The following is a 16,301-nucleotide window of genomic DNA, read 5'->3' as shown; positions in this document are numbered from 1 at the left end:
AAGGTTTAGTGTCACTGAGAGGTATTTGGATCAATATTCATTACGGGAGATGAACCGCCCATTGCGGACCCGCATGATGGGTGGTGTGGGGGCTGGAGGTTAGAGACCTCCGGCTACCCGATTAGTTGCAAGTTTGTAATAGGTTTTGTAGAGAACTTAATGTAGGTAAGTAATCAACAATGCAAACAAATAATGTAGATATGAAAGTTATAGTAAATCCTAAGTTTTCATGTTTCAGTTTACTGTTGGCTTTTGTGTAGTACTTATCTATGTTTCCCTCAGTTATATCCGAAGTGTTTGGGAATATACCTTTAAGTTTTTCTGGATAGTTTGCATTTACATAGTTCTCATAATCTTCGTCTGAAAGTATGAGGGTATGTTTGAATGATAAAACTAAACCTATTACTAACCAAGCAGTAACAAGATTTTTGAAGTGTAGGAGGTCGTTGGAAATGAAACCCAACCAAAAGACATACAAAGAGATTAACAAGGAAATTGCCAGAAAACTATACGAAGATAGTACACGGCAAAGAAAAACTTTAGCTTGGTTTTGTTTAGGTTTATTCATCTTTATTCCTGTAATGATGGTGACTACTGCCTTGGTAATGCCTTGCAACTAACATTTTAGTATTTATGCGACATGCAGTTTGTGTTGCATAATCGCTTGTTGGACTGAGGCGCTACCTGCTCGGTGTGTCAGCGTTGGTGCTCTTTATACTATGGACTTTACATATATAGAAAGGCTTTTTATGACCTAAGTGATAGGCACGCCAATTTCATTGGCGAGTCTATCGTATCTAAGCAATCCCTGTGCTACTCAGCGTTTATTATGTGCCTATTAAACCTAATGTTTAACCGTTAAGCAATGATATTTTTCTTACGCGCAGTCGCGACCAGCCTGAGCAGTTAAGCAAGTTAACTCATTGATTTGATGCAGCAGGCAAGGCTGCTAACTCGTTCGCGTTATTTTATTTGTGCTAACGACTTCATGCGCTAATATTTTACGCTCAGAAGCCTTTACCACTTTTGCCATGGCCTCTTGAATGACCCCAGACTTTAGTCGCTCTTCAGCACACATTTTCTTTAAACGGCGATTTTCATCTTCAAGTTCTTTCATTCGCGTCATTAAAGATGAATCCATGACGCTGTATTTAGCGCGCCATTTATAAAAGGTTGAGTTACCCATACTACGTTCACGGCATAGCTCATTTGCTTCTATTATTTGGGGGGGATTACCCTTGTTTTTATCTGCATGGCTTAGCTGAGTTAATTTAACAAATCCGGTAATTTACCGTATTTACTTACTTTGAAAATATAAAACGAACCACGGCGCTTAATCTAGCGCCGTGCTGAGGTTTTTTCTGACAGCTGATAACTAAAAACTGAAAGCTTTTATTTACGGCGTCTACTAGGTGCTCTTTGCCCTGTAATACGTTTTTTATCTCGATCTTTTCGCGACTTATTAGAGTTTTTGCGATTATCTTTGGGCTTTTTATTTGGATCCGGTTCATAGCCCGCTAACCACTGCGGCGTTAGACGAGTATCAAGCAACACTTCAATTTCTTCAAGTAACCACTGCTCGTCAAGGCTGACTAATGACATCGCTAAGCCTTGCTCGCCAGCGCGCCCAGTGCGGCCAATACGGTGGACATAATCTTCAGCTATATAGGGTAATTCAAAATTAATCACATACTTTAACGACGCTATGTCTAGACCCCGAGCTGCAACATCGGTTGCCACGAGTACACGAGTGGTACCTTCTTTAAAATCTTGCAGTGCTCTATCACGTGCACCTTGAGATTTATCACCATGAATTGACTGTGTTTTTAAGCCATCTTTACACATTTCTTTGGCGAGTTGATCGGCCATTTGCTTTGTGCGAGTAAAGATCAGTACTTGGCGCCAGTTTTTCATGCCAATCATGTGCGAGACAAGCTCACGTTTACGGTCTTCATCAACCGCGTAAATGATTTGCTCAACTTCTACAGCCGCAGAATTACGTTTATTGACTTCAACAAGTTTTGGATCTTTTAATAACTTTTTACTGAGCTCAAATACACTATCGTCAAAGGTCGCTGAAAATAGTAAGGTCTGACGATCACTGGGAACATGGCGCAATATACGTTTAATTTCGTCAATAAAGCCCATATCAAGCATACGGTCTGCTTCATCAAACACCAGTGAATCAACACTAGATAGTTTAATGCTGCCTTTGATTATGTGATCCAGCAATCGCCCTGGCGTTGCCACTACAACTTGTGCATCTTTCATGGCTTTAATTTGCGGGCCAATACTGGCACCACCATAAGCAAGCGCGCCTTTAATATCAGTACCTTGCGCGTATTTTTCAAAGCTAGCAAAGACTTGCTGAGCAAGCTCTCGAGTTGGTGTCAAAATAAGTACTCGAGCAGTACCTGGCTCATCTTTACTTGGTGTATTAAGTAATTTATGTAACAGAGGTAATACAAAAGCAGCTGTTTTACCTGTTCCTGTTTGTGCACTCCCCATAACATCATGACCAGCTAAAATCAGCGGAATAGTTTTTAGCTGTATCGCCGTAGGGGTATGATATTGATTTTGTTCAAGTGCATTAAGCAGTACAGGATCGAGTTTTAACTCAGAGAAAGTAGTCGCAGACATAAGTTTAGCTTTGTGTAACAAATAATGGCGCTATTGTACGCCCAAAGCGAATAACAAAAAAGGCGCTTTGCAGCGCCTTTCTAAGCTTGCTAAATGTTCAAGCTGGTTTGAGGGTTTCTTTTCGTTGGTTATAGAAGGTAATTAGATCATCCACCGTATCTTGGCAATATTGTTGAATACCTGATACCAACATGTGCTTTTCACCACAGCCGACTTTTACACCATTTTCTAACAAGTTAAAGCGCAAAGTGATTTTCCCACGCTTGCCTGTATATTCAAAACTCGGCTCTGCGTATTCTAACGTCGGTGCATGGATCTCTAATGTATCGAGATTAATCAACATTGACTCATAGATAATCATAGGGCGAGCTGGGTTGATCATGACATCTTGTTTGCCCATAAGTGGAATAATAACATGCGGAAAAGTTGTACCTGAAAACTCAACATAATTTTTTATTAGACTATCGGTGAGTGTTTGGCACTGGCTAGTTTTACCTTCGCGCTTAACCTTCAGCATGACTTTATCGCCACTGGTAATATCAAACTCATCTGCGCCCTCAGGGAAGTTGAGTTTGGTATTCTCATCAACCATGCCGGCAAAGGTAAATTCCATTTTTTCACTGATGCCATAACGACTTAATACCAATGAAAATAATAAATCTCCAGGCACACAAAAACGTTTTGCATCTTTATCATGAAGTGGATTGTAATCATCAGCAACGCACTTTGCGAAACGACACCCTTGTTCACGAGAAATAGAGACATAATCAGCATGTTGCTGATAAAAAGGACTTAACATAGTTGTTCACTGCTTAAACTGCTTATAACCTGCCTATTCTACCAGATAAAATTACAATAGAGGTCGAATCTGTTAAACTTTTGTTTCAGATACAAAAAAGCCGCGATATCGCGACTTTTTTAATGATTTATTATAACTTATAAACCAGCACGTTCTTTAATTGCTGGTATTAATGCAGAACCGCCATGACCATTTGCTTCGGCCCATGCTATATCTGCTCCATCTTCTAAAGAGCTTTTAGATAAGTTTTTCACAATATATTCACCGGTATCTACGGCATTACTGGCAACTGCATGACGTAGCAAGTTAAGACCATTACATTGTACTGCATCATAAATATTACGAATTTTTACACGTGAGCTTTTTAACTTATCACGTAAACGGTTTTTATCGTCCGCAGCTATGTATTCACAGATTGAAACAGCTAACTGATCATCCGCTTTTACTGGCGCGCTAAAAGCAACAGAACCAGAAATAACAGCTGCAGCAATAACGAGTGTTGATAATTTTATCATTGTAGACCCTTGTGTAATACTTTATAACTACCCTAGTTGTTTAATATTGTATCAACCTATAAGCCTAACCGCAATAATGTTACTTAACTTTATCCAATGTGACAAATTTATAACCATAAATATTGTTATCATCCGGTTGATTATACAGCTCTTCTACAACTTGCCAGTTTGCTGATTGTTCGTAATCAGGAAACTGTGTATCTCCTGCAACATCAAGATCAATAAACGTTAAATAAAGTGTATCGGCACTTTTTAAAAATTGTTGATATATATTCCCGCCACCAATCACCATTACTTCATCAGACTCACACACCAATGAAATAGCGGCCTCTGGGGATGCTACAACATCAATTCCAGCTGCAGTGTAGTCAGTGTTTCGGCTAATAACAATGTTGCGTCGACCAGGTAAAGGGCGACCAATTGACTCAAATGTTTTGCGCCCCATAATTACTGGTTTATTCATAGTAACCGCTTTAAAATGCTGTAAATCAGCAGGTAAATGCCATGGCATATTATTATCTTGGCCAATCACTCTATTTTTAGCCATAGCTGCAATCATTGAAATCTTCACATTAAAACCTAATACTTTTTTATTAAACAAGAAAAAAGGAGCACCAGCTCCTTTTAAAATAATTTACTTTAGTCTAACGCTCATAGACAACTTCAACGTCATAATCGTCATCATCCCAACTATCCCAGTCGTCGTCATCATTCTTCTTAGTGGCATCTTTATGATAAGTATCCCATTTGAATTCAACTTCTTCATCTTCAATTGGCACAAATTTTTCTTTTGGCATGCTATCGAGTAGCGTCATGATGTTATGAATTAATGGTTGAGTATTTAGCTTATTAATTGCAGAAATATGATAAATATTTTCAGTCTCGCCCAACTCTTCAGCAATTTGCTCACATAGCGCCTGTGCTTCATCTTCAGGTAATAAGTCTATTTTATTAAATACTAACCAACGTGGTTTTTCAGCAAGCTTAGGACTGTACTGGTGCAACTCATTGATGATTGCAAATGCATTGTCTACTGGGTTTGAACCATCGACAGGCATTACATCGATAATATGCAGTAATACACGGCAACGCTCTAAATGTTTCAAGAAGCGAATACCCAAGCCAGCGCCATCAGAGGCACCTTCGATTAACCCTGGGATATCTGCAATAACAAATGATTTATTTGCTTCTGGACGTACCACACCTAAATTTGGAATCAGCGTAGTAAATGGGTAATCAGCTACTTTTGGTTTCGCTGCCGATACACTACGAATAAAAGTAGACTTACCTGCATTTGGCAAACCTAATAAACCAACATCAGCTAATAATAATAGCTCTAGTTTAAGGTTACGTACTTCACCTGGTGTGCCCAATGTTTTTTGACGAGGCGCTCGGTTAGTACTTGATTTAAAACGCGCATTCCCCAAGCCGTGGAAACCGCCTTTTGCAACCAAAATTCTTTGACCATGTTGAGTTAAATCACCAAGACCTTCTTGGGTATCAACATCCATGATCCGAGTACCTACAGGCACCATCACATATAAGTCATCAGCCTTTTTACCGGTACAGTTACGACTGCGGCCATTAGTACCACGTTCAGCTCTATGAAAACGCTCAAACTGATAATCGATAAGGGTATTTAAGTTTTCATCAGCTTGTAGATAAACACTACCACCATCTCCACCGTCACCGCCGTCTGGTCCACCATCTGGGACATATTTTTCACGACGGAAAGATACGATGCCGCTGCCACCGTCTCCAGCTTCTGCGCGAATTTCTACTTCATCTACAAACTTCATGATTACTCACTTTAGGGATTGGCTTGTTAATTTCACTATTATATACCTAAGCCAAGCTGATTGCAGGCTTGGCTTAGGTATATATTTATTTTCAAAACAAAAAACCCCGCAAAGGCGGGGTTTTTTAAGAACCGATTCTGATTACTCAGATACGATGCTTACGTATTTACGGTTTAAAGGACCTTTTTGTTCAAACTGAACTTTACCATCTGCTTTTGCGAAGATAGTGTGGTCTTTACCGATACCTACGTTTGTGCCAGCATGGAATTTAGTTCCACGTTGACGAACAATGATGCTACCCGCTAGAACTGATTCGCCACCAAAACGCTTAACACCAAGGCGTTTGCTTTCTGAATCGCGACCGTTACGAGTACTACCAGCTGCTTTTTTATGTGCCATTTCTAAGTACCTCTAATTAAGCGCTAATGCCAGTGATTTTAACTTCTGTGAACCATTGACGATGGCCCATTTGCTTACGAGAATGCTTACGGCGTCTAAATTTAACAACCTTAATCTTCTCACCGCGACCATGTGAAACAACCTCAGCTGTTATTTTACCACCGTTTACGAACGGTACACCGATCTCGATTTTCTCACCATCAGCAACTAAAAGTACTGAATCAAATTCAACTGCTGCACCAGTCTCAACGTCTAATTTCTCAAGACGAATTGTTTGACCTTCAGTCACACGGTGCTGTTTACCACCACTTTGGAAAACCGCGTACATAATTAACTCCGTCTGTGCGCCCTCAAATCGACGCAACTAAAACATTATTCAATAGGGCGCGAAGTTTACGCTAATGTGCAAAAACTAGCAAGCCTGTTTTATTAATTAAATGAATAAAAAATAGCTGCATTGAAGGCGATTCAATATTTTCACCTATTTTATATTAAATTGGCATTATGCCAAGCCTTTTTAGCGTTTCATGACAAATAAATTACACCACGAACAAACACGCGCTAAGAATAAAAAACAACCATGTTGAATTACCGTAAATTTTCTCAAATATAAAAGTTATCTTTACTAATTAAGGCTAAATTAAGCTACTTAACCGTGTTTTTTCAGCGAATCGTCACAAACTGTCGAGCAAAGCTGTTTTTTGTTGTACAATCAGCCCCGTATACCCATTAAAATTGGCTCGGAGATCAATGGATATAAAAGCTATCCAGGCGTTAATCGAAAACGATATGAATGACGTCAATCAACTAATTTACGCGCAAATGCGCTCTGATGTAGCATTAGTCAATCAACTAGGCTTATATATAGTAAACAGCGGCGGCAAGCGTGTTCGCCCTATGTTGGCTATTTTAGCGGCTAAAGCACTTGGCTATGAAGGCAAAGATCATGTTACTTTAGCAACTATTGTTGAATTTATTCACACAGCTACATTACTGCATGATGATGTCGTTGATGAATCAAATTTACGCAGAGGAACACCGACGGCAAATGCTGAGTTTGGTAATGCAGCCAGCGTACTTGTTGGTGACTTTATCTACACCCGCTCATTTCAGCTAATGGTTGGTATTGGTAAAATGCAAGTTATGCAAATACTCGCTGATGCAACCAACGTGATTGCCGAAGGTGAAGTGCTGCAATTAATGAACTGTAACGACCCTGATACCACCGAAGATAGCTACATGCAGGTAATTTATTCTAAAACAGCTAAATTATTTGAAGCTGCAACAGGCCTTGCTGCGATTATTACCGAAAAAGACGACTCGACACTGCAAGCGCTTAATCTTTACGGTATGCATTTAGGAACCGCTTTTCAATTGGTGGATGACGTGCTTGATTACAATGCTGATGCTGAGCAGTTAGGTAAAAATATCGGTGATGATCTGGCCGAAGGCAAACCTACCCTGCCACTACTTTATGCTATGCGCCACGGTAATGCTGAGCAAGTACAGTTGATCCGTGATGCCATTGAGCACAGTAATGGTATGGACCACTTAGAAGCTATTCTAAGTGCCCTCAATGAAACCAAAGCACTTGAGTTTACGATGAATAAAGCCAACGAAGAAGCTGATAAAGCGATTGCGTGTCTATCTGTATTAGATGAATCACCGTATAAAGAAGCACTCGTTAGCTTGGCTCGTATTGCCGTTGATCGTAATCACTAATAAACACCTAATGTATAAAAATCCTTCGAGCATAAAAAAGCCTGCAAATGCAGGCTTTTTTGTATCAATCGTCTTAGCAATTAAGCGTTGATGAAATCAACACCTTCTTGGATGTCTTTTTTCAGCGTATCAAGCATGTCGTTTTTAGCTTGCTCTTCAAATGCGCTTAGTTCACCGTAAGAAAGAATTTCTTCTACGCCGTTTTTACCTAAACGTACTGGGTGTGCAAAGTATGCAGCATCGCCATTTTCAACAGCAACGTAAGCGTAATCTACAACGTCTTCACCTTGTAAGCCTTTAACTAAAGACATACAAAAACGTGCAGCAGCAGCGCCCATTGATAATGTTGCAGAACCACCGCCAGCTTTTGCATTTACTACTTCAGTACCTGCATTTTGGATACGTGGAGTAAGCGCAGCAACTTCTTCATCAGTGAAAGTAACGCCTTCAACTTGAGATAGTAACGGAAGGATTGTTGTGCCTGAGTGACCACCAATTACTGGTACTTTCACAGTTGCAACGTCAACACCTTTAAGTTCAGCTACAAATGCTTCTGAACGGATCACATCAAGAGTGGTAATACCGAAAACACGTTTCGCGTCGTAAGTACCTGCTTTTTTGAATACTTCCGCAACAATTGGCACTGTGCCATTTACTGGGTTAGTGATAATACCCACTAATGCTTTTGGACAGTTAGCAACAATACCTTCTGCTAATGTTTTAATAATACCAGCATTAACATTAAATAAATCAGCGCGGTCCATACCAGGCTTACGTGGCATACCAGCAGGGATAAGAACGATATCACAACCAGTTAACGCTTGATCTAGTGCATCAACACCAAAGCCTGCAACTTTAACGTCTGTTGGGATATGAGAAAGATCAACAGCAACACCAGGAACAACTGGAGCAACATCATAAAGTGATAATTCAGAACCAGCTGGTAAGCCTGTTTTTAATAATAAAGACAACGCTTGGCCGATACCGCCAGCAGCACCTAATACAGCAACTTTCATTGGAATTCTCCGTAATTTGAGGTAGGAAATATTTGTGGCTCTAAAGATAATGAAATTAACGACTAAAGACAAATTTATCCTGCTTATTTCACATATAATTTAGACCATAGTTGTAAACTTGCTGGTTTACAGCACTAAAATCCATCGCAAAAGCAAACAACTACTGCATAAGTATGCAATATTGTGTACAATTAGCGCATCACTTATGAATAAGAACCTATAATATGCAACCACAAGATAAACAAGAAGCATTAGTAAAGGCCTTTAAGGCACTTTTAAAAGAAGAAAACTTTGGTTCACAAGGTGAGATTGTTGACGCCCTAAAAGAGCAAGGCTTTGATAATATTAGTCAAAGTAAGGTGTCGCGGATGTTAAGCAAGTTTGGCGCGGTACGCACTCGTAATGCCAAACAAGAAATGGTCTATTGTTTGCCTGCTGAAATGGGCGTACCTACAGCGAAAAGCCCATTACGTCAGTTAGTGATTGATATAATGCATAACGAAATGATGATCATTATTCGAACCAGCCCAGGAGCTGCACAATTAATTGCTCGGCTATTAGATTCATTAGGTAAAGCAGATGGCGTACTAGGCACCATTGCTGGTGACGATACTATTTTTATCGCTCCAGCTAAAGTATCTGAAATTGATGTAACTCTTGAACGCGTGCGTATTTTATTTGATACGGTATAAATCTACCGGTTCAAACTTTTTATAGCTGCTTTAAAAAGTTAATTGATGGGGCAAAAAACGCAGAACCCATATCGGCTTGAGTAAAATCAAGCCAATGATCGTAGCAATCGCCATCACCTAATCGACTTCGTAATACTTGCTCAAATGCATTTCCCTGTGCCGCATAACTAATCGCTAATATACCCTGTTCGTAAACGTCACCATAAGGCATGTTTTGATTTAATTGCAGTGGTTGCCCTTGCTCATCTTTTAACTCAGTGCGTACAGCATGACTATTTTCAGTCGCTGGCATAATCAAGGTATTATCTAAGCGAGTGCGTCCCATTATTTGTTCTTGCTCACTCAGTGGTAGGTTTTGCCACACACTTAAATCATGCTTATAGCGCTGTATATGTACATAACTGCCTTGATCTTCAAAATGGTTGGGTTTATTGATTAACGCTGTGATGCGCTTTTGGCGACCATGAGGAGTGTCACCACCGAGTATAAAACCATTAAAATCGCGACCATCTAAAAATCGAAAGTTTCTCACTTGCTCAACCAATTCAACATCGGGGGCAAATAACTTGAGAATTTGCAAAGCAAATAAATGGTTTACATCTTCCCTATCGGAACGAATTTGGACAAATAAATCAAAAGGCTGAGCCCCCATAATATGATCATTATGAGTAATATTAGGAAAGCTCTGTAATTCACTAGGCAGAAATTCAGGCAGAATATGCGGCCAGTACTGCGCCCCTACTGCAACTAGGCTGGAGAGCATCGATTCAGAAAACTGATCTGAAAACTCATCTTGGATAGCGCTAACGTATTTTAATTTTTTGCGTAATGACTCATCGTGGCCATCAAATACATTAAAAAACAAATGTAAACCGTGCAAGTTTGCTTCAGCACAAATTCCAGATTGCGCTTGCGCCATGATATTTCCTTAACTCAAAATCTCATACACGGCGTTTTTAATGAAATTAAAAATACTAAAACACTTAATCAGCGAAAAAGTTAACCGTGTGTGGTGTTATTTTTATTGTCACCTACTCATTTGCTAAAATGATTGGCCCAACTAAACAGCAACTTCAATTTATTGTCCATCGAGCATAACCTTATACACAAAATGCAGAACAACAAAACGATGATTTAAAATAGTCACCGTATTTGCACTACAGCCTTGTGATTGAAAAGGTATTAACTCAAGATGGTATGGGCGAACATAAAGTTACCCAACTTGCTTTACTCGACGATAAGTAACTAATGACTCAGCCCCCGTAAGCATTACTATATTCAGTTGCTGTTAATACATCTGCACCTAAGTATATGCCCTGACCAAGAAATTCTGCAACTACCTTTGAGCTTGAAGCGCTAAATAGCGGCTCAAACGTGTCTTGTTGAGCAATTTCCCCACAATTCATAGCCGCTTATTTATCGGCAAGTCGCATTTATTTTAAAGAATTACAAAGCGCCTTAATAGATATTGGTTTTTAATCATTTAAGGGATATATGCAATAAACTTAAACCATATACGATTAGAAATCGTCTAAGCAACACTACAATTACATCCACTATTAAAGGCAACCACGCCCATAATGGAAATCACTTGTGCGATATATCTCACGGTTATGACAGCTATTGAGTATAAAGCATCATAAAAAAAGTCTAAAAACAAACTAACCACATGAAATATAATAACTATTATTAAATTTCAAAATAATGACTGTATTTTCATTACTATTTTTAGCCTATTTTGTTTGCCGATACTCTCTATACTTACTTCATCGGTTAAGCAGTGACGCTTAAATGAGTAAACGGACAAGGAATGATTACTCATAAACCTCGAATTAAAGGTTACGTTAGGAAAAAATGGATTCACGGACAGGCTCAGGATGAGTAGCACTAAGGATAGTAAATATACGGACAGCGTCAAGATGATGCGAAAAGGAATAACAACAGGGCTCGCAAGAGAGTTGTTAAACAGGATGTTATAAAAGCGGACAGATGGACAGGCCCTAAAGGGTATCGCAATGGAACTGTTAACTAAGGGATAGCATCAGGACGATGCGTAAAGGACCGGTAATAGAGATTACCAAAAAGGATCAAAAGGAAGCACATAGGACAGAGGCACGGATAGCCTATATCACGCAGAACGAATAAGTAACAGTGTGATCACATGGATTAGTAAAGTTTAGGAGTTGATTAAGTTCAATTGCAGGATGCAAAAAATTAGAAGATTCCGCAAGCGCGACTAGAGATAGTTCGCGCTTTTCTTTTGCCCAAAAATACCCTCAGCTTAACGACTACTTGCCAATTAACTCGCTCATTAATACTCTCGCGTCTAATCTAATACGTTATTGATTGTGTATAAGCGATGACTTCTCTAAAATAGCGCGCTCATAAATCATTGAGGTCGGCCGTGTTAATTAACTACAATCCTCCATTAGATCCGTATTTAACCATTTTATTTCAAGATGATGATTTACTGATCGTCAACAAGCCCAGTGAACTTTTGACTGTGCCGGGAAAAGATCCTAAACACGCCGATTGTTTGATAGCTCGCGTTAACCGTGTTTTTCCTACGGCAAAAATAGTTCACCGCTTAGATATGGCAACCTCTGGAATTATTTGTTTAGCAATGCATAAAGCGGCTCATCGTCATTTAAGTATGCAGTTTCAAGAACGCCAAACTGCAAAGCGCTATGTTGCACGAGTGTACGGTAAACTAGAGCCATTAACGGGATCAGTCAATTTGCCACTGATCTGTGATTGGCCAAACCGCCCTAAGCAAATGGTTGATCATGACAAGGGGAAGCCCTCTTTAACTCATTACACTGTACTGGAGCATGAGTTGCACGCCACTCGTGTGGAACTTACCCCTATTACCGGACGCTCACATCAATTACGTGTGCATATGTTGTCATTGGGGCACCCTATTTTAGGCGATAGGCTCTATGCTCACCCTGATGCCCTGGCTGCTGCCCCGCGCTTGCAATTGCATGCACAAATGCTACAGCTCACTCACCCGGGAACAGCACAAATTATGACTTTTGAAGCTGAGCCAGAGTTTTAATTACGAGCTTAAAATCACACTAAACTTTTTGCTGTACACGCCGATAACAACTTATTGATTCATCGTGGTGGTTTATATGGCTATCGGCAAACAGTTTAAAGTATGGCAATTAATTAGTTTGGTTTACGCGACTTTCTTGGCCATGCCAGCCCAAGCAGCCGACTTTATTGCACCCACACCATGGTCAACAATCAGCAGTAATGATTTATCACGCCTAATGCCGCAAGATGAACTAAAACCGCTACTCGCTGGTGATACTGAGTTTTTAAGTTTATATCGCCAACACATGAGTGCCCAGCAGCGCGGTGTGGTATTGATTATCCCTGATTGGCAACACTTACCTACCAATAACAACGGGCTCAACTTTTTACGCACGCAACTTAACGATTTAGGCTATGCCACAATTGCCATGACGGTACCCGATATTGATTGGCAGGCAGCGCCACCTGCGGATGAAAGTGAAACAACTGAACCTGCAGCGGCTAAGCAAACTACAAGTTCAGACAATGGCGAACCATCAGCTGACACAGCCACTCCTGTTGTACATGTTGATGCTATCGCTCATATAAGCAATGCGATAATAGATAATTATAAACTCAACTTAATTGCACGCTTTAATGCGTTGTATCAAAGTGCATTGGATGAAGATGGGAAAATTGTTGTTATTGCACAAGGTGCCTCTGCGGGAGTATTGCTCGAACACTATGGCGAATATCCAAATACCAACATAGATGCATTTGTCAGCCTTAGCAGTTATTTACCAAACAGTAAACGTAACCAACAACTTAACGCGATTATATCGACTATTAGCCCGCCGTTATTGGATATTTACTACAACATAGATAACCCGGACTTACTGCTGAGTGTGGCGGATAGAAAACGCTGGGTTAAACGTCACAGTAAATATGATTACCGCCAACGTGAGCTGTTTGGTTTGCGCTCTGAGCCTGAGCAACATGAGCGCTTGACCAAAGAAGTAGACGGGTTTTTACGCCGCCTTTTTTAAATATTCGTAAGCGGCTTGAATATCTTGGCTTTTCTTGACTGCCAGTTCCATCATATGTTTAGGTAAACCTTGAGAAACTAATTTATCAGGATGGTGCTGCGCCATTAATTTACGGTACGCTACTTTTACTTCTCGTTCACTCGCCTCATTATTTAGCCCCAGCAAAGCCAGCGCTTGAGTACGGCTCATGCCACTATTTGGCGGTACATGATGCCCTGAGCCTTCACGATAACTGCTGCTTTGCCCTTGTTGACGTTGTTGCTGCTGTTGATAGCGTTGTTGTTGCTGACGAAATGAAAATTCAGCTTGGTAACGTTTAAGTACAAATGCAAAGTGAGTTTTAGAGATCCCTAATAACTTACTTACCTCTTGGAGTAGCTCCTTTTCTTGCGCAGCTAACACCCCATCAGAAAACGCCATTTGGATTTGAATTTCTAAAAACAGTTGTAATAAATCATGGCGACGAGCAAAACGCTCTTTAAAATCGAAAACAGTTTCTTTTAATGAAAAATCAGCGTCTTTTCCCGTTTTAAACGCATCTTGTGCCTCTTTGCGATCATCACCAGTGAGTCCCATTTCATCCATAAATAAACTGGCAGCACGGATGTGGGTTTCGCTTACGCGGCCATTTGACTTAGCAATGTGCCCCATTACTCCAAAACAGCTGGTAAAAAATAACGCTTGGCGCTGATTAATATCATCATCGCCTTTAAATAAGCTTGAAAAGCCGCCGGCTTTATCAAAGTTCTGCTTTAAACTCTTGTCAAACATATGGCCCAGGTATAAGCCTATAAATAAGCCTATAATACGCCCAAACATAAAGCCAAAGCAGGCACCTAAAATTTTACCCCACATGAGGCGCTCCTATTATATGTGAATTACTTAATGAGTTTTTTGTTGCTCTATCAACAACTCATTCAATTGAGCTAATCGTTCTGGAGTTCCGATATCGTCCCAGTTACCTATGTACAGCTCCGTAGAGACAACATGCTCAGCCAATTTACTTTTTAATAATGGCCCTAAGCGATGAGTACCCGCTGTAATTCCTGCAAAAAATTGCTGATGAAAGCGACTAATACCAGAAAATGTATACTTGGGGCTATCTGCGCTTAGATGACGCAACGTAAAGTCACCATTTGGGTTGTGGGCTGGATTTTCAACCAACACAATATGTGCCTCGCCCGCATCTAAGTGAATATGCAGTAATGAACTAACATCATAGTCGGTAAATATATCGCCATTAATAACAATAAATTGCTCACCAAGCAAAGGTAATGCTTGAATAATACCACCTGCAGTTTCTAATCCCTGCTCAGGCTCTTGGCTATACTCAATATGTACTCCAAGCTGGCTACCATCGCCAAAGTAAGCACGGATCTTATCTCCTTGCCAAGCAAGGTTTATAATAAAATCAGTGATCCCTGCTGTTTTTAGTCGCTCAATATGATGCTCGATTAATGGTTTTCCTTGCACCTTTAACATAGGTTTAGGTAATTCTGCGGTAAGTGGCATCATTCGCTGACCGCGACCCGCGGCTAAAATCATCGCTTTCATTATTTAGTTGGCACTTTATTAAGTGCGACTAAGGTAGCAGGAATAATCTTACTGTTGATCCATTTACCCAGCTCCACCAACGATGAATGATCTTGCGCCACATCACTAATGTAGCGCAGTGTCGGTAATACATTATCCATATAACCGAGTTTACCATCGCGTAAATTTAACCGGCAAAAAATACCCGCCGCTTTTAAATGGCGTTGAATACCGGTTAAATCAAACCATTGTTTAAAGGTTGCAAAGCTGATGTTACTGAGCAAGCCCTGTTGCTCAAACTCAGCAAATGCATGCTCAAGTAAGTATTCAAGTTCATCGTGAGGAAGTTTAAAATAACAATCACGCAGTAACGATACCAGGTCATAACATACCGGGCCTTGCACGGCATCTTGATAGTCAATAATTGCCCATTGCTGTTCACTGTGCATAATATTACGGCTATGAAAATCACGGTGTACGGTGACGCTAGGTTGCGCGAGTATATTTTCAATTAATAACTCACAGCTCGTTTGCCATAAATTACGTTCTGCAGCAGTAACTTCTAGCTCTAAAAATCTCTCTACCAACCATTCTAAAAAAATACTTAGTTCTAATTCTAAAAATGCCCGATCAAAATCTTTCATGTGCTCAACAGGCGGCATTTTTGCCCATTGTGCACTAAGTTTTATAAGGTGTTTATAGTGATTGATACGTTCTTTATCATCCAGCATATCAGCAAGATGTGTGTTGCCTAAATCGCTTAATAAGAAGAACCCTTGCTTTTCATCAGCATGTAATATTTTTGGTAGTTTGAAACCATGCTCAGAAAAAACTTTGTTGAGTTCTATATAAGGAGTGTTATCGAGCTTAGCTGGATCTGAGTCCATAACTATATAGCTATCTTGACCGCGATTTAGGCGGAAATAACGACGAAAGCTGGCGTCTCCGGTGATCGCAGCTAGCTGGTATACTTCATCTTCGAAGTGCGGATTTAAAAACTGCTGTAAACTTTTATAACGATTCATTTTACAAGATATCTATTTTTCACTAAGTCAATTACTGTATTTGCCATTGTTTTCCTTTATTATGTCATTCTTACATCCAACGACAGCATATTAAGGT

The 16,301-nt window shown here is 40.0% G+C and carries 17 protein-coding genes and 1 pseudogene; 4 read left to right on the top strand and 14 right to left on the bottom strand.

Features of this window, described 5'->3' with window-relative positions:
- Positions 1-121: 121 nt before the first annotated feature.
- The 9 genes and pseudogenes from H5186_RS04050 to rplU form a co-directional block, all read right to left on the bottom strand.
- Positions 122-568 (bottom strand): hypothetical protein, encoded by a 447-nt coding sequence (locus tag H5186_RS04050; RefSeq protein ID WP_182794149.1) that lies wholly within the window; start codon positions 566-568, stop codon positions 122-124.
- Positions 569-976: 408 nt separating this feature from the next.
- Positions 977-1,207: pseudogene (locus H5186_RS04045) on the bottom strand (transposase); the annotation flags it as partial.
- Between the two features lie 185 nt (positions 1,208-1,392).
- On the bottom strand, positions 1,393-2,640 hold the full coding sequence (locus H5186_RS04040) for a DEAD/DEAH box helicase (RefSeq protein ID WP_182794147.1): 1,248 nt from the start codon (positions 2,638-2,640) through the stop codon (positions 1,393-1,395).
- A 97-nt stretch (positions 2,641-2,737) separates the two neighbouring features.
- A complete protein-coding gene (locus H5186_RS04035) occupies positions 2,738-3,439 on the bottom strand; it encodes a DUF3581 domain-containing protein (RefSeq protein ID WP_149982081.1) in 702 nt (233 codons plus the stop codon).
- 137 nt (positions 3,440-3,576) lie between these two features.
- Positions 3,577-3,954: a DUF3718 domain-containing protein gene (locus tag H5186_RS04030; RefSeq protein WP_145235479.1), complete on the bottom strand. Its 378-nt coding sequence runs from the start codon at positions 3,952-3,954 to the stop codon at positions 3,577-3,579.
- 79 nt (positions 3,955-4,033) lie between these two features.
- Positions 4,034-4,513, bottom strand: a complete 480-nt coding sequence (folA, locus tag H5186_RS04025) for a type 3 dihydrofolate reductase (protein WP_220491262.1) — start codon at positions 4,511-4,513, stop codon at positions 4,034-4,036.
- Between the two features lie 85 nt (positions 4,514-4,598).
- Positions 4,599-5,753 (bottom strand): Obg family GTPase CgtA, encoded by a 1,155-nt coding sequence (cgtA, locus tag H5186_RS04020; RefSeq protein ID WP_149982083.1) that lies wholly within the window; start codon positions 5,751-5,753, stop codon positions 4,599-4,601.
- A 141-nt stretch (positions 5,754-5,894) separates the two neighbouring features.
- Positions 5,895-6,152 carry a 50S ribosomal protein L27 gene (gene rpmA, locus H5186_RS04015; protein ID WP_064665557.1) on the bottom strand — a complete coding sequence of 86 codons (258 nt, stop codon included), beginning with the start codon at positions 6,150-6,152 and terminating at the stop codon, positions 5,895-5,897.
- 16 nt (positions 6,153-6,168) lie between these two features.
- Complete coding sequence (rplU, locus tag H5186_RS04010) at positions 6,169-6,480, bottom strand: 50S ribosomal protein L21 (RefSeq protein WP_006794538.1); 312 nt, start codon at positions 6,478-6,480, stop codon at positions 6,169-6,171.
- A gap of 422 nt (positions 6,481-6,902) precedes the next feature.
- On the opposite strand from rplU, the gene ispB reads away from it, so the two are divergent.
- A complete protein-coding gene (ispB, locus tag H5186_RS04005) occupies positions 6,903-7,874 on the top strand; it encodes an octaprenyl diphosphate synthase (protein ID WP_145235474.1) in 972 nt (323 codons plus the stop codon).
- Between the two features lie 80 nt (positions 7,875-7,954).
- On the opposite strand, the gene mdh is transcribed toward ispB, so the two are convergent.
- Positions 7,955-8,890, bottom strand: coding sequence for a malate dehydrogenase (mdh, locus tag H5186_RS04000; protein ID WP_145235472.1), 936 nt, complete (start codon positions 8,888-8,890; stop codon positions 7,955-7,957).
- A 224-nt stretch (positions 8,891-9,114) separates the two neighbouring features.
- Between mdh and argR the strand changes: the two genes are divergently transcribed.
- Positions 9,115-9,582 (top strand): transcriptional regulator ArgR, encoded by a 468-nt coding sequence (gene argR / locus H5186_RS03995; protein ID WP_145235470.1) that lies wholly within the window; start codon positions 9,115-9,117, stop codon positions 9,580-9,582.
- Positions 9,583-9,601: 19 nt separating this feature from the next.
- On the opposite strand, the gene H5186_RS03990 is transcribed toward argR, so the two are convergent.
- On the bottom strand, positions 9,602-10,501 hold the full coding sequence (locus H5186_RS03990; protein ID WP_149982085.1) for a Dyp-type peroxidase: 900 nt from the start codon (positions 10,499-10,501) through the stop codon (positions 9,602-9,604).
- Between the two features lie 1,485 nt (positions 10,502-11,986).
- Between H5186_RS03990 and rluA the strand changes: the two genes are divergently transcribed.
- Together rluA and H5186_RS03980 are read left to right on the top strand one after the other, a co-directional pair.
- Positions 11,987-12,640, top strand: a complete 654-nt coding sequence (gene rluA / locus H5186_RS03985; RefSeq protein WP_182794146.1) for a bifunctional tRNA pseudouridine(32) synthase/23S rRNA pseudouridine(746) synthase RluA — start codon at positions 11,987-11,989, stop codon at positions 12,638-12,640.
- A gap of 76 nt (positions 12,641-12,716) precedes the next feature.
- A complete protein-coding gene (locus H5186_RS03980) occupies positions 12,717-13,646 on the top strand; it encodes a DUF3530 family protein (RefSeq protein ID WP_182794145.1) in 930 nt (309 codons plus the stop codon).
- Here the strand turns inward: H5186_RS03980 and djlA are convergent.
- From djlA to H5186_RS03965, 3 genes are read right to left on the bottom strand one after another with little or no spacing between them, the layout of a single operon-like run.
- A complete protein-coding gene (gene djlA / locus H5186_RS03975; RefSeq protein WP_182717152.1) occupies positions 13,629-14,501 on the bottom strand; it encodes a co-chaperone DjlA in 873 nt (290 codons plus the stop codon). The genes H5186_RS03980 and djlA overlap by 18 nt on opposite strands.
- A gap of 27 nt (positions 14,502-14,528) precedes the next feature.
- On the bottom strand, positions 14,529-15,200 hold the full coding sequence (gene murU / locus H5186_RS03970) for an N-acetylmuramate alpha-1-phosphate uridylyltransferase MurU (RefSeq protein ID WP_182717153.1): 672 nt from the start codon (positions 15,198-15,200) through the stop codon (positions 14,529-14,531).
- A complete protein-coding gene (locus H5186_RS03965; RefSeq protein ID WP_182717154.1) occupies positions 15,200-16,204 on the bottom strand; it encodes an aminoglycoside phosphotransferase family protein in 1,005 nt (334 codons plus the stop codon). The genes murU and H5186_RS03965 overlap by 1 nt, the downstream gene beginning before the upstream one ends.
- Positions 16,205-16,301: the final 97 nt, after the last annotated feature.

The organism is Pseudoalteromonas sp. SG41-2, assembly GCF_014164535.1.
GTDB lineage: Bacteria > Pseudomonadota > Gammaproteobacteria > Enterobacterales > Alteromonadaceae > Pseudoalteromonas > Pseudoalteromonas rhizosphaerae.
The sequence above is the reverse complement of the archived record's forward strand: the minus strand, read 5'-3'. Positions and strand labels throughout refer to the sequence as shown.

Bases quoted from the DNA above. Each gene is read 5' to 3' on its own strand.
- ispB (WP_145235474.1), top strand. From the start codon at position 6,903: ATGGATATAAAAGCTATCCAGGCGTTAATCGAAAACGATATGAATGAC.
- H5186_RS03980 (WP_182794145.1), top strand. From the start codon at position 12,717: ATGGCTATCGGCAAACAGTTTAAAGTATGGCAATTAATTAGTTTGGTT.
- folA (WP_220491262.1), bottom strand. From the start codon at position 4,513: ATGATTGCAGCTATGGCTAAAAATAGAGTGATTGGCCAAGATAATAAT.
- H5186_RS04040 (WP_182794147.1), bottom strand. From the start codon at position 2,640: ATGTCTGCGACTACTTTCTCTGAGTTAAAACTCGATCCTGTACTGCTT.
- rplU (WP_006794538.1), bottom strand. From the start codon at position 6,480: ATGTACGCGGTTTTCCAAAGTGGTGGTAAACAGCACCGTGTGACTGAA.
- djlA (WP_182717152.1), bottom strand. From the start codon at position 14,501: ATGTGGGGTAAAATTTTAGGTGCCTGCTTTGGCTTTATGTTTGGGCGT.
- H5186_RS03990 (WP_149982085.1), bottom strand. From the start codon at position 10,501: ATGGCGCAAGCGCAATCTGGAATTTGTGCTGAAGCAAACTTGCACGGT.
- H5186_RS03965 (WP_182717154.1), bottom strand. From the start codon at position 16,204: ATGAATCGTTATAAAAGTTTACAGCAGTTTTTAAATCCGCACTTCGAA.
- mdh (WP_145235472.1), bottom strand. From the start codon at position 8,890: ATGAAAGTTGCTGTATTAGGTGCTGCTGGCGGTATCGGCCAAGCGTTG.
- H5186_RS04035 (WP_149982081.1), bottom strand. From the start codon at position 3,439: ATGTTAAGTCCTTTTTATCAGCAACATGCTGATTATGTCTCTATTTCT.
- cgtA (WP_149982083.1), bottom strand. From the start codon at position 5,753: ATGAAGTTTGTAGATGAAGTAGAAATTCGCGCAGAAGCTGGAGACGGT.
- argR (WP_145235470.1), top strand. From the start codon at position 9,115: ATGCAACCACAAGATAAACAAGAAGCATTAGTAAAGGCCTTTAAGGCA.
- rpmA (WP_064665557.1), bottom strand. From the start codon at position 6,152: ATGGCACATAAAAAAGCAGCTGGTAGTACTCGTAACGGTCGCGATTCA.
- murU (WP_182717153.1), bottom strand. From the start codon at position 15,200: ATGAAAGCGATGATTTTAGCCGCGGGTCGCGGTCAGCGAATGATGCCA.
- H5186_RS04030 (WP_145235479.1), bottom strand. From the start codon at position 3,954: ATGATAAAATTATCAACACTCGTTATTGCTGCAGCTGTTATTTCTGGT.
- H5186_RS04050 (WP_182794149.1), bottom strand. From the start codon at position 568: ATGAATAAACCTAAACAAAACCAAGCTAAAGTTTTTCTTTGCCGTGTA.